The sequence below is a fragment of the Streptomyces sp. NPDC090083 genome (assembly GCF_044747445.1).
Taxonomy (GTDB): Bacteria; Actinomycetota; Actinomycetes; order Streptomycetales; family Streptomycetaceae; genus Streptomyces.
In genome coordinates, this window is record NZ_JBIVED010000013.1 from 142,759 (window position 1) to 155,607 (window position 12,849).

Here is a 12,849-nt window from a genome sequence, read left to right on the forward strand (position 1 = left end):
GCGTGAGCTTGAGGATCGTTGTCACTGTGAAGTACGTGCCCGACGCCACTGGCGACCGGCACTTCGCCGATGACCTGACCGTCGACCGGGACGACGTGGACGGTCTGCTCTCCGAGCTCGACGAGTACGCGGTCGAGCAGGCGCTGCAGATCTCCGAGAACTCGGACGACGACGTGGAGATCACCGTCCTGACCGTGGGCCCGGAGGACGCCAAGGACGCCCTGCGCAAGGCGCTGTCCATGGGCGCCGACAAGGCGATCCACGTCGAGGACGACGACCTGCACGGCACCGACGCCATCGGCACCTCCCTGGTGCTGGCCAAGGCGATCGAGAAGGCCGGCTACGACCTGGTCGTCTCCGGCATGGCCTCCACCGACGGCACCGCCGGTGTGATCCCCGCCCTGCTGGCCGAGCGGCTGGGCGTCCCGCAGGTCACCCTGCTCTCCGAGGTCTCCGTCGAGGACGGCGTCGTCAAGGGCCGCCGGGACGGCGACACCGCCTCCGAGCAGCTTGAGGCCTCCCTGCCGGCCGTCGTGTCGGTCACCGACCAGTCGGGCGAGGCGCGTTACCCGTCCTTCAAGGGCATCATGGCCGCCAAGAAGAAGCCGGTCGAGGCCTGGGACCTCTCCGACCTGGAGATCGACACCGACGAGGTCGGCCTCGCAGGCGCCTGGACCGCCGTCGACTCCGCGGCCCAGCGCCCCGCGCGCACCGCCGGCACGATCGTCAAGGACGAGGGCGAGGGCGGCAAGCAGCTCGCCGAGTTCCTCGCGGGCCAGAAGTTCATCTGAGCCCCGACCCGCCCACCGCCCCTCAGACTTCGCACGCACGCAGGAGACCATTCCCATGGCTGAAGTTCTCGTCTACGTCGACCACGTGGACGGCGCCGTCCGCAAGCCCACCCTGGAGCTGCTGACCCTGGCCCGCCGTATCGGCGAGCCCGTCGCGGTCGCCCTCGGCGCCGGCGCGGAGAACACCGCCGCCGCGCTCGCCGAGCACGGCGCGGTGAAGGTGCTCACCCACGACGCCTCCGAATACGCCGACTACCTCGTCGTCCCCAAGGTCGACGCCCTCCAGGCCGCCTACGACGCCGTCTCCCCGGCCGCCGTCCTGGTGCCGTCCTCCGCCGAGGGCAAGGAGATCGCCGCCCGCCTGGCCGTACGCATCGGCTCCGGCATCATCACCGACGCCGTCGACCTGGAGGCCGGTGACGAGGGCCCGGTGGCCACGCAGTCGGTGTTCGCCGCCTCCTTCACCACCAAGACCCGCGTCTCCAAGGGCACCCCGGTCATCACCGTGAAGCCCAACTCGGCCGCCGTGGAGGCCGCCCCGGCCGCCGGTGCGGTCGAGGCCCTTGCGGTCACCTTCTCGGACAAGGCCACCGGCACCAAGGTCACCGCGCGCACCCCGCGCGAGTCGACCGGCCGCCCGGAGCTGACCGAGGCCGCGATCGTCGTCTCCGGCGGACGCGGGGTGAACGGCGCGGACAACTTCGCGATCATCGAGGCCCTCGCCGACTCCCTCGGCGCGGCCGTGGGCGCCTCCCGCGCCGCCGTGGACGCCGGCTGGTACCCGCACTCCAACCAGGTCGGCCAGACCGGCAAGAGCGTCTCCCCGCAGCTCTACATCGCCAACGGCATCTCCGGCGCGATCCAGCACCGCGCGGGCATGCAGACCTCGAAGACGATCGTCGCCGTCAACAAGGACGCCGAGGCCCCGATCTTCGACCTCGTCGACTACGGCGTCGTCGGCGACCTCTTCGACGTCGTCCCGCAGCTCACCGACGAGGTCAAGTCCCGCAAGGGCTGATCTCCCCGGATGCCGAGAGGCCCCTGCGACCGGAGCGGTCGCGGGGGCCTCTCGCGTGTCCCCGGCCCGCTCACCCCAGGCTGATCGTGGACCGCACGGGCAGGTGGTCGCTCGGGAACTGGCTGTTCTCCGAGAAGGTGTCCAGAGCCGTCCGGCGCACGGTGATCCCGGGGGAGACCAGGATCCAGTCGATGCGGGGGCCCTCCGGAACGAGCGCGCGGTAGCCGTGGAAGCTGCCGTAGAGCTGCCCGCGCGCGGACGCCGCGTCCCAGGTGTCCCTGAGGCCCGGGCCCGCCGCCAGCAGCGTGGAGTACACCGAGGTGGTGTACGCGGCGGTGTTGAAGTCGCCGGTCACCACGAACGGCAGGGAGCCGTCCAGGCGGGCCAGGCGTTCGGCGATGAGGGTGGCGGCACGCTCGCGTGCGTACTGACTCGCGTTGTCGAGGTGGGTGTTGAGGACGTAGAACTCCCGCCCGCCGTCCCCGAGATCGCGGAAGCGGATCCAGGTGGCGATGCGCGGGTGGGCGCCTCCCCAGGTGTTCGAGCCGATCACGGCGGGCGTGTCGGAGAGCCAGAACTGGTCGTACTCGACGGGGGCGAGCCGGCGGGTGTCGTAGAAGATCGCCGTCTCCTCGTCGAAGCTGCCGCCCTTGCGGCCGCCGCCGATCCAGTCGTAGTGCGGCGCCAGGTCCTGCTTGATGTCCTGGAGCTGCGCGAAGAGGCCCTCCTGGGTGCCGATGACGTCGGGGGCCGCGCGGAGCAGCAGGTCGCGCATGACCGGGCGGCGGACCTTCCAGCTGTTGGGTTCGGTGGTGTCGGCATAGCGCAGGTTGAACGTCATGACGTCCAACAGGCGGGTCTCCTTCCGGACGGACGCGGCGCGTACGGTTCCGATCAGTGGCAGGGCGATGGCGGCGGCCACCAGTGTGGTCAGGCCCGTGCGCCGGGTCACCGTCCTGGCAGTCGGCATGTGCATCCCTCCCCTTGCGAGTCAGGATGAGGGTGCGCGGCGCCGGGCGGAAGAGGGCCTCGGGGCGGCAGTGACACGACGGTTCACGGCGTGGACAGGGTGTTGACCGGCGCGAAGCTCCATGGATAACTTCGCTCTACGGATTGTTGATTCCGTAGAGCGGAAAACTGGAGGGTGTGGACATGAGTCAGGGCGAGCAGGAGAAGGTGGCGACGAGCCTCGCGGGCGCGGTCGGCCAGGAGATCAGCGCCTCCCTGGCACCGGTCGACGCCGAACTGGAGCGCCGCTACCCCGGCGACCCCGGCACCCGCCAGCCCGTCCACACGGTCTACGTCCCCGCTGACGCCTTCGCCGCCGACACCATCCGCTCCTGGGGCGACCGCGCGCTCTCCGCCCTCGACGAACACGCCCCCGACGCGGCCTCCTTCGCCGCCGTCCTCGGCCTCTCCGACGACCTCGCGGAGCCCGTCCACGCGCGCGTGCGGGCCAAGCTGGAGCGCGAGCCGATCGAGGACCTGCGCGTCGACTTCGAGGACGGCTACGGCAACCGCCCCGACGCCGAGGAGGACGCGGCCGCCGCCCGCGCGGCCCGTCTCGTCGCCGAGGCCTACGATCAGGGCACCGCGGCGCCGTACATGGGCATCCGTATGAAGTGCATGGAGGCGCCGGTGCGCGACCGGGGCATCCGCACCCTCGACATCTTCCTCACCGGGCTCATGGAGGCCGGCGGACTCCCGGACGGCCTGGTCCTGACCCTCCCCAAGGTCACCTACGCCGAGCAGGTCACCGCGATGGTCCGCCTCCTGGAGGCCTTCGAGAAGGCACGCGGGCTCGAACAGGGCCGGATCGGCTTCGAGATCCAGATCGAGACCAGCCAGTCCATCCTCGCCACCGACGGCACCGCCACCGTCGCCCGCATGATCCAGGCCGCCGAGGGCCGCGCCACCGGCCTGCACTACGGCACCTTCGACTACAGCGCCTGCCTCGGCGTCTCCGCCGCCTACCAGGCCAGTGACCACCCCGCCGCCGACCACGCCAAGGCGATCATGCAGGTCGCGGCGGCGGGGACGGGCGTACGCGTGTCGGACGGCTCGACGAACGTGCTGCCGGTCGGCCCGACGGCCAAGGTCCACGACGCCTGGCGCCTCCACTACGGCCTCACCCGCCGGGCCCTGTCCCGCGCGTACTACCAGGGCTGGGACATGCACCCCGGCCACATCCCGACCCGCTACGCGGCCGTCTTCGCCTTCTACCGCGAGGGCTTCGAGCAGGCCGCCGCGCGCCTCGCCCGCTACGCCAACCACGCCGGCGGCGACGTCATGGACGAGCCCGCCACCGCCAAGGCCCTCAGCGGCTATCTGCTGCGCGGCCTGGACTGCGGCGCGCTCGACATCGCCGAGGTGGCCAGGGCGACCGGCCTGACCCGGATGGACCTGGAGGGCTTCGCGTCACCCCGCCGGGGCGACCTCACGGCCTCCGCCAAGTAGCGGACCCGTCACAGGTGTTGGTGCCCGCCGCCGCCGTCACCGCCGCCCCGTAGGCTGTACGGCGTTCATGGACGTGCCACGGGACGGAGCGGCGGTGCCTTCGGGGGACAGCGAACGCGCGGACGGGGCCGACCGGTTGCTGGCCGGGCGGTACCGCGTCCTGGCGCGGCTCGGGCGCGGCGGCATGGGTGTCGTCTGGCGGGCCCTCGACGAGGTCCTCGGCCGCGAGGTCGCCATCAAGGAACTGCGCACCTTCACCGACGCGCACGGCCCCGAACTCGCCGATCTGCGGCTGCGGATGCAGCGCGAGGCACGGGCCGCGGCGCGGATCCGCCACCCCGGCGTGGTCGCCGTGCACGACATCGCCGAGGTCGACGGACGCCCGCTGATCGTCATGGAACTGATCGACGGCCCGTCCCTGGACGACGTGGTGAGCGAACGCGGCCCGATCGACCCGCGCGAGGCCGCCGGGATCGGCGCGAAGGTGATGGAGGCGCTGGCCGCCGCACACGCCGTGGGTGTCCTGCACCGCGACGTGAAGCCCGGGAACATCCTGCTGGACCGCTCGGGCCGGGTCGTCCTCACCGACTTCGGCATCGCCACGATGGACGACCCGGGCGACGGCTCCGCCACGCACCTCACCCGCAGCGGCGAACTCATCGGCTCCCTGGACTACTTGGCCCCGGAGCGCGCGCAGGGCGCCGACCCCGGCCCGTCGTCCGACGTCTGGGCCCTGGGCGCCACGCTGTACGCGGCCGTCGAGGGCACCTCCCCGTTCCGCCGCACGTCCACGTACTCCACCCTCACGGCCATCGTCTCCGAGCCGCTGCCGGAACCCGTACGGGCGGGGCGACTCGGGCCCGTGCTGCGCCAACTGATGGAGAAGCGGCCGGAGTCACGCCCCGACGCCGAGCGGGCGCGGGAGATGCTGGAGAGGGTCGCGCGGAGCGCGGGGACGGATCTGCCCACGGCCGTGTTGCGCGGTGCGCACGGGGTGCCGAACGGCGGGGCCGCCGCGGCGCGGCACAGTGCCGACCCGTCCCGGCAGCCGAGTGCCCAGGCGGCCGGGAACCCTGGCGCCGACAGCCCCGGGCGGGAGGACACACCGGCACCCGCGCCACCGCGGAACCCCCGGGCGTCGGCGTACCCGGCGGAGACAGCGGCGGAGCCCCCTGGTTCCTCGGGAGAGTTCGGCGCGGCGGCGCACCCGCAAGGTCCTGGCTCGACAGCTCCGTCCCCGGCCGCACCGCAGGGCTTCGGCCCGCCCCTCGCCCCCGCACCCCACACGTCCGCTACCACCGGCCCTCTGGACCCCGCCACCCCGCCCCGCCGAAGGGCGCGCGTCCTGATCGCCGCCGTGGCCGGTGCCGTCGTCCTCGTCGGCGCGGGCGTCGCCTACGCCCTGCACAACGCGCACGAGAACGAGGCCGGCACGCGGCCTTCGGTGGCGTCCGCTCCGGCCAGTGCCGTCTCCTCGCCCACCGGGCACACCGACGCCGGTCACTCGGGCTCGCCCAGGCCCACGGGGCAGGGGAAGGAGAGGACTCCGGCCCCGGCCGGGACACGGGGCGGGCACAGCGGAGCCACGCCCTCGGAGCGGGGCTCCGCCCCGGCCCCGGCCGAGCCCACGGCCGGCAGTACGACCCGCGGCGCCGACGGCGGTTCGGGGAGCGGGGGTTCGACGGACGGCTCCGGCTCGCCCGGTCCGGCCGCCGCCTGCCGGGCCATCGGCGGCGGCAAGTACGACTGCCAGGTGTGGCGCAGCGCCACGTCCTACACCGCGTCCGGCGCCGAAGCCGGCGTCCTCGGCGCGGGTACCAACTACTTCTTCTGCCAGCAGAACCTGGGCCGCCGCGAGACCTACGGCCGGTGGACCAACACCTGGTGGGCGAAGACGGACGACGACAGCGGCAACACGAACGTCTACGTCAGCGCCGTCTACCTCAAGGGCGGCGACAACGACGAGCCGGTCCCGGGGCTCCCGGTCTGCTGAGCCCGTACGAAGCGCTCAAGCCCCGACACCGTCACCAGCCCCTCCTCCAGGAACAGCCGCGTACCCCGCTCGCACAGCGACCGGTCGGCCCGCGCCCGCGCGCAGAACTCCTCCGGCGTCCGCCCGAACAGTCTCCTCAACTCCGCCGAGCCGCCGAGGAGTTCGGTCAGCAGCGCCCGCTCGCCCGGATGCCGGCGCGGTGCACCCGTACCGTCCCGCAGGACACCGTTCCGGTTGACGTAGACGTACACGCCCCGCAGCGACGGCCCCGCCTCCGGCGCGACATGGACGGCCGACCCCGGCAACCACGCCCTGTCATAAGCCTTTTCGCTCAGGTCCACCACCGCGAGCTGCCGTTCGTCGAACCACGTCACGAACAACTCCCGCACCGCACCGGGTGCGTGGACCGGCGACGCCGACACATATCCGACCAGGCTCACATGCGCGGATACACCGACGCCGATCCCCGTGACCCGTGCCTTCACCATCGGGACGGGCGACGTGATCGCGAACTCCGCCATCTTGTGCCGCAGTTGAGCGGGGCAGGCGTTGGAGCCGATGGCCAGGACGGGTGTGCGGCCCTCGTACGCCGCGTGCGCGTCGAGCGGCAACAGCCGGTCCCCGACGAGGAGTCCGGACTCGGCGGGCCACGCGCCGGGATACAGGAGCGGCTCCTCACGCGGCGCCCGGTCAAGCCCCAGCGCCTCCAGCGTACGGTCCGCGCGGTCGCTCATGCGCTCGTCCTCGCGCCGCTCACTCCGCGGGCGGGAGTTCACCCGATCCCCGGGTGATCAGCCGGGTCGGCAACTCGATGCGCTCCGGCGCGATCAGCGTGCCGTCCAGCTGCCGGAAGAGCCGGTCGGCCGCCGTACGGCCGAGGGCCGCCGCGTCCTGCGCGACGACCGTCACGCCCGGCTGGAGCAGATCGGCGAGTTCGAAGTCGTCGAAGCCCACCAGGGCGATCCGGCGCGACTGTTCGGCCAGGACGCGGACGACGGTGACCGTCACACGGTTGTTGCCGGCGAAGATCGCGGTGACGGGGGAGGGGCCGGTCAGCATCTCCTCGGCGGCCCGCCGCACCCGGACCGGGTCGGTCACGCCGAGGGACATCCAGGCGTCCTCGACCTCTATGCCCGCGTCCTCCATCGCCGCCCGGTACCCGCGCAGTCGCTCGGCGGCCGTGTGGATGCGGGGCATGTCGCCGATGAAGCCGATGCGCCGGTGGCCGTGCGAGATGAGGTGGGTGACGCCGTCCCGCGCGCCGCCGTAGCTGTCCGACAGGACGACGTCCGCGTCGATCTGCCCGGCCGGACGGTCCACGAACACCGTCGCGACGCCTGCCTTGACCTCGGGCTCCAGATAGCGGTGGTCGTCCCCGGCCGGGATCACCACCAGACCGTCCACCCGGCGGGCGCACAGTGCGAGCACCAACTCCTGCTCGCGGTCCGGGTCTTCGGCGCTGGAGCCGTTGATCAGCAGGGCGCCGTGGGCGCGGGCGACCTCCTCGACGGCGCGGCTGAGGGGGCCGTAGAACGGGTCGGCGAGGTCCTCCAGGACGAGGCCGATGCTGGCCGTGCGGCCCTTGCGCAGGACGCGGGCGCTGTCGTTGCGGCGGAAGCCGAGCGCGTCGATGGCCTCCTGGACCCGGCGCTCGGTGTCCGGGGTGACGCCCGGTTCGCCGTTGACCACGCGCGACACCGTTTTCAGTCCGACACCGGCGCGTGCGGCCACGTCTTTCATGGTCGGACGGTTGCCGTAGCGGTTCTCGGGGCGGCGGGCGGTCTCTGGCACGATGCGCTGTCCTGTCCTGTCGTCCACGGGGGATGCATAGGTCCATGGGTTTGTATGAGGATGTGGCGTCGAGCATAGAGCCTGGACAACGTTGTCATGTGCGAGAGAGACTGTCCACCGATATCTCCGGCCTGCGCCCCCACCGCGAGACCGGCCCATCTCACCTTCTGGTGGTTCTCATGTTTGACGGGGAGATCTGACACTGATGCACACCGACCTCGTGGCCGCGCTCGACATCGGCGGCACCAAGATCGCCGGGGCGCTGGTGGACGGCCACGGCAAGATCCTGGTGCGAGCACAGCGCCCGACACCCTCGCAGGACGACGGCGACACCGTGATGCGGGCCGTGGAGGAGGTGCTCGGAGAACTCACCGCTTCGCCCTCGTGGTCCCGCGCGGGCGCCCTCGGCATCGGCAGCGCGGGTCCCGTGGACGCCTCCGCGGGCACCGTCAGCCCGGTCAACGTGCCGGGCTGGCGTGACTTTCCGCTGGTGGAGCGGGTGCGTGCGGCGACCGGAGACCTGCCCGTCGCGCTGATCGGCGACGGCGTGGCGATCACGGCGGCCGAGCACTGGCAGGGCGCCGCCCGCGGACACGACAACGCGCTGTGCATGGTCGTCTCGACGGGCGTCGGCGGGGGCCTCGTCCTCAACGGCCAGCTGCATCCGGGCCCCACCGGCAACGCGGGCCACATCGGCCACATCAGCGTGGACCTGGACGGCGACGCCTGCCCGTGCGGTTCGCGCGGCTGCGTCGAGCGGATCGCCAGCGGTCCCAACATCGCCCGGCGGGCGGTCGAGGGCGGCTGGCGGCCGGGTCCGGACGGCGATGCCTCGGCCGCCGCGGTGGCCGCCGCGGCCCGTGCCGGGGACCCGGTCGCCGTGGCCTCCTTCGAGCGGGCGGCGCAGGCCCTGGCCGCGGGCATCGCCGCCACCGCGACCCTGGTGGAGATCGACATCGCCGTGATCGGCGGCGGCGTGGGCAAGGCGGGAGACGTGCTCTTCACGCCGCTGCGCAAGGCGCTGAGCGACTACGCGACGCTGTCCTTCGTGCAGCGCCTCACGGTGACGCCGGCCCAGATGGGGACGGACGCGGGGCTGGTGGGAGCGGCCGCGGCCGCGCTCGCGGGGCGGACGAGCACGACCTCGGCCGTGGTGTGAGACGCCGAGCGGCCGAAACGTTCGTTCGGCGGCCTATGCCCCCTGAACGGCAGTTCGTCCGGCTCAGCAGGTGAGTCGAGCGTCCGCCCAGTCCGCGTGGTCCGAGTCGATCCCGTCGCCGCCGTCGGTGACGACGAGTCGGACCACCTGGGCGCCGGTCACGTCCGCCGTGACCGGCTGGGCGGGCATCGCGTTGGTGAGGACGCCGGTCGAGGCGACCTTCGTGCCGTCCGCCCAGATCTCGAAGGCGACGGTGCCGCCCGCGCCCTTCTCGTCGTCCACACCGACGTCGGCGGTGACCTTCTCGCACGCCTTCCCGGTGTAGTACCGCACCTCGCTCTCGGCGTGGACACCGAGCCCCTTGGGGTACACGACACCGCCCAAGGTGATCGGATGACCGTCCCCGGCCGCGCTCTCCCCGTTGCTCGTGTTGCGCTCGACCGGCCCGTATCCGTTGGCGGCCGACAGCCACGGAAGGTCACCGAGATACGAGGTCCCGGCCGGCGGCGCGACCACCACGGTCGCGGTGAACGGCAGCGTGCCGGTGACCCGGGCACCGGACGGCGAGCGGTAACTCGCCCTGAGCGTCAGGTCGTACGACCCCGTCGGTGTCCCGGCGGGCGCGGTGAGCGTCCATTTCGTGCGCAGGGTCCGGCCTGTCCGTACGGCGCTCGCGGTCGTCGGGGACAGGGCCCGGATCTTCCAGCCCGCGGGCCCGGTCAGGCCGGTGGAGACGTGTCCCGCGGTCGTCCGGCCGAGGTCGGTGACCGTCGTGGTGAGCGGGGCCGGAGTGGCCGCCTGCACCAACGGTGCGTCGCTCAGGCCGAGTTCGACGGCGGGTGGGTTCGTGAGCGTGTGCCGGTCGGCCGACACCCGTACCAGGACGGTGCCGTGGGCCGGGACGGTCGCGGAGATCGTGCCCGCGGTGTTGTAGCTCCGGTGCTGCCACAGGTCGCGCAGGGTGTAGGCGCGGGCGCCGGGGAGGCCGACGGCCGCCGCGGTGGTGGCGATGCGCTGCGGGCTGCCGGACTCGTTGAACAGCGCGACCGTACGGCTGCCGTCCTTCATCTCCTTGGCGACGACCCAGCGTCCGCCCTCGGACGTGACAACGTTTCCCTGCTTGCCCAGCGGGTCCTGGTCGACCGCGATGACCTCCTTGTTGCCGAGGATGCCGAAGGTCGCCGGGGTCGCCGTGCGCAGGTCCGAGCCGATGAGGAGCGGGGCGGCCATGATCGACCACAGCGAGAAGTGCGAGCGGTACTCGGTGTCGGTCATGCCGCCGTTGCCGACCTCCAGCATGTCGGGGTCGTTCCAGTGCCCGGGACCGGCGTACTGCGCGAGGGGCAGGTTCTGCTTGAGGATCGAGAGCATCGAGCCCCAGTTGTCGCTGATGTCGCCGGTCGTGCGCCACAGATGTCCGATGTCCGAGGCCCATTCCCAGGGTTTGTTCTCTCCCCATTCGCAGATGCTGAAGACGATCGGACGGCCCGTCGCCTTCAGAGCGTCACGCATGGTGGTGTAGCGCGTCCTGGCGTCCACGCCCTGGTTGTTGCAGTTGTCGTACTTGAGGTAGTCCACGCCCCAGTCGGCGAACTGCTGGGCGTCGCTGTACTCGTGGCCGAGCCCGCCGGGGAATCCCGCGCTGTTGCACGTCTTGGTGCCCGCACTGGTGTAGATGCCGAGTTTGAGCCCTTTCGAGTGCACGTAATCCGCGACCGCCTTGATTCCGTGCGGGAATCGGACCGGGTCGGGGACGAGTTTGCCGTCGGCGTCGCGGTTCGGCAGGGCCCAGCAGTCGTCCAGGTTGACGTACTGGTAACCCGCCGCTTTCAGGCCTTTGTCGACGAAGATGTCCGCGATTCCCTCGACCATGGATTCGTTGAACTCGGGACGGCAGTTGGTGGAGTTCCAGTTGTTGAAACCCATGGGAGGTGTGAGCGCCTGACCGTCCGCAAGAGCGGGGGACACGGGGTCCTGTGCGACGGCCGGCACGGTGAGGCCGCCCGTGCACAACAGCCCGGTGACGACGGCTCCGACCAGTCTTCTGCGGGTCGTGCGGGTGTGAAGGTGACGCATCGTGACGTTCCTCCGGACTCGCGAAAGATGGGATGACTGCATGTACGTGTCATGGTGCGCGTTTACGGTAGGACGTGTCGGACTCTGTTGGAAGACTTGAGTAACGGTTGTTCGATATCTCGTCAGACCTCTTGACTGCACGGTCACATGAGGGTGAGATCCAACCCTCGCGTTCGGTTGTGTTGGGTGGCACCCCGAGGAGGGGGACATGGCACAGTCATCGTTCGATGGGCTCGTTCTGCCTACAGACGCGCCAGGACATCGGATGTCCAGACGGAAACTCCTGCGTGGTGCGGCCCTGGGGGTCGGCGCGGTCACGCTGCCCGCCCTGCTGTCGGCGTGCGGCTCGGGGCCCGGCGGGGACAAGAACGAGGTCTCCGTCGGCTCGAACGCGTCGGACCCGGTGCCGAAGAAAGCCTTTGCCGCGGCTTTTGCCGCGTACGAGAAGAAGTCCGGCAAGAAGGTGAAGGTCAACACCAAGGACCACAACGACTTCCAGGAGAACATCAACCGCTATCTGCAGGGTTCTCCGGACGACGTCTTCATGTGGTTCGCGGGATACCGCATGCAGTACTTCGCGGAGAAGGGGCTGCTCAGCGAGATCACGGATGTCTGGAATTCCTTCAACGGGTTCTCGGACGCGCTCAAGGCACAGTCCACGCACGCCGGCAAGCAGTACTTCGTGCCGTACTACTACTATCCGTGGGCCGTGTTCCACCGGAAGAGCCTCTTCCAGCAGAAGGGCTACGAACAGCCCACGACCTGGGACCAGTTCATCGCGCTGGCCAAGCGGATGAGCAAGGACGGCACACCGGTCGCCTTCTGCGACAAGGACGGCTGGCCCGCCATGGGCACGTTCGACTACATCAACATGCGCCTCAACGGCTACGACTTCCACAAGGCCCTGATGGCCGGCGAGAAGTCCTGGACCGACACCAAGGTCAAGAACGTGTTCGACACCTGGCGCGAGCTTATGCCGTACTACCAGAAGGGCGCCCTCGGCCGGACCTGGGAGGAGGCCGGTCAGGGTCTCCAGAAGCGCGAGACCGCGATGGCCGTCTTCGGGATGCCGCACCCCGGCAGCCAGTTCCCGGCGGACCAGCGCGACGACATCGACTTCTTCGCCTTCCCCGAGATCGACCCGCAGTACGGCCAGGACGCCGTGGAGGCGCCCATCGACGGCTTCCTGATCGCCAAGAAGTCGAAGAACATCACCGGCGCCAAGGCCCTGCTCAAGTGGCTCGGCACCCCCGAGGCGGAGGACGACTACCTCGCCCTCGACCCGAACAACGTGGCCGTCAACTCGGGCGCGGACACCGCCAAGTACAGCGCCCTGCAGAAGAAGTCCGCCGCGCTGGTCTCCAGTGCCAAGCAGATCTCGCAGTTCATGGACCGCGACACCCGCCCCGACTTCGCCTCGACGGTGATGATCCAGTCCATCCAGCAGTTCATCGGCAACCCGAAGGACGTCGACGGGCTCTGCAACAGCATCGAACGGCAGAAGAAGAGCATCTTCTCGCAGCCCGTCGGCTGATCACCGCGAGACACGATCCGTTCACTGGGA

The 12,849-nt window shown here is 71.0% G+C and carries 10 protein-coding genes; 6 read left to right on the forward strand and 4 right to left on the reverse strand.

The window, feature by feature from the left end; translation table 11 throughout:
* The first annotated feature begins 2 nt into the window (after nucleotides 1–2).
* Together ACIPTO_RS35380 and ACIPTO_RS35385 are read left to right on the forward strand one after the other, a co-directional pair.
* Entirely contained in the window at nucleotides 3–791 is a 789-nt protein-coding gene (locus ACIPTO_RS35380; RefSeq protein WP_366320434.1) for an electron transfer flavoprotein subunit beta/FixA family protein, read from the forward strand.
* A 55-nt stretch (nucleotides 792–846) separates the two neighbouring features.
* Complete coding sequence (locus ACIPTO_RS35385; RefSeq protein WP_366320432.1) at nucleotides 847–1,809, forward strand: electron transfer flavoprotein subunit alpha/FixB family protein; 963 nt, start codon at nucleotides 847–849, stop codon at nucleotides 1,807–1,809.
* Between the two features lie 70 nt (nucleotides 1,810–1,879).
* Here the strand turns inward: ACIPTO_RS35385 and ACIPTO_RS35390 are convergent, their stop codons facing one another.
* Complete coding sequence (locus tag ACIPTO_RS35390; protein WP_366320430.1) at nucleotides 1,880–2,779, reverse strand: endonuclease/exonuclease/phosphatase family protein; 900 nt, start codon at nucleotides 2,777–2,779, stop codon at nucleotides 1,880–1,882.
* A 182-nt stretch (nucleotides 2,780–2,961) separates the two neighbouring features.
* Between ACIPTO_RS35390 and ACIPTO_RS35395 the strand changes: the two genes are divergently transcribed.
* Together ACIPTO_RS35395 and ACIPTO_RS35400 are read left to right on the forward strand one after the other, a co-directional pair.
* Nucleotides 2,962–4,266 (forward strand): DUF6986 family protein, encoded by a 1,305-nt coding sequence (locus ACIPTO_RS35395; protein WP_401198893.1) that lies wholly within the window; start codon nucleotides 2,962–2,964, stop codon nucleotides 4,264–4,266.
* Nucleotides 4,267–4,333: 67 nt separating this feature from the next.
* The gene (locus ACIPTO_RS35400) at nucleotides 4,334–6,259 is read left to right on the forward strand and encodes a protein kinase (protein WP_401198895.1); all 1,926 of its coding nucleotides are present in this window, start codon (nucleotides 4,334–4,336) and stop codon (nucleotides 6,257–6,259) included.
* On the opposite strand, the gene ACIPTO_RS35405 is transcribed toward ACIPTO_RS35400, so the two are convergent.
* Nucleotides 6,205–6,993: a hypothetical protein gene (locus ACIPTO_RS35405; RefSeq protein WP_401198897.1), complete on the reverse strand. Its 789-nt coding sequence runs from the start codon at nucleotides 6,991–6,993 to the stop codon at nucleotides 6,205–6,207. The genes ACIPTO_RS35400 and ACIPTO_RS35405 overlap by 55 nt on opposite strands.
* A gap of 19 nt (nucleotides 6,994–7,012) precedes the next feature.
* A complete protein-coding gene (locus ACIPTO_RS35410) occupies nucleotides 7,013–8,050 on the reverse strand; it encodes a LacI family DNA-binding transcriptional regulator (protein WP_366320649.1) in 1,038 nt (345 codons plus the stop codon).
* A gap of 205 nt (nucleotides 8,051–8,255) precedes the next feature.
* Here ACIPTO_RS35410 and ACIPTO_RS35415 point away from each other — a divergent pair, with 205 nt between their 5' ends.
* Entirely contained in the window at nucleotides 8,256–9,209 is a 954-nt protein-coding gene (locus tag ACIPTO_RS35415) for an ROK family protein (RefSeq protein ID WP_401198899.1), read from the forward strand.
* 63 nt (nucleotides 9,210–9,272) lie between these two features.
* On the opposite strand, the gene ACIPTO_RS35420 is transcribed toward ACIPTO_RS35415, so the two are convergent.
* Nucleotides 9,273–11,285 carry an NPCBM/NEW2 domain-containing protein gene (locus tag ACIPTO_RS35420; RefSeq protein ID WP_401198901.1) on the reverse strand — a complete coding sequence of 671 codons (2,013 nt, stop codon included), beginning with the start codon at nucleotides 11,283–11,285 and terminating at the stop codon, nucleotides 9,273–9,275.
* A 265-nt stretch (nucleotides 11,286–11,550) separates the two neighbouring features.
* Between ACIPTO_RS35420 and ACIPTO_RS35425 the strand changes: the two genes are divergently transcribed.
* A complete protein-coding gene (locus ACIPTO_RS35425) occupies nucleotides 11,551–12,819 on the forward strand; it encodes an ABC transporter substrate-binding protein (RefSeq protein ID WP_366320418.1) in 1,269 nt (422 codons plus the stop codon).
* Nucleotides 12,820–12,849 lie beyond the last annotated feature (30 nt).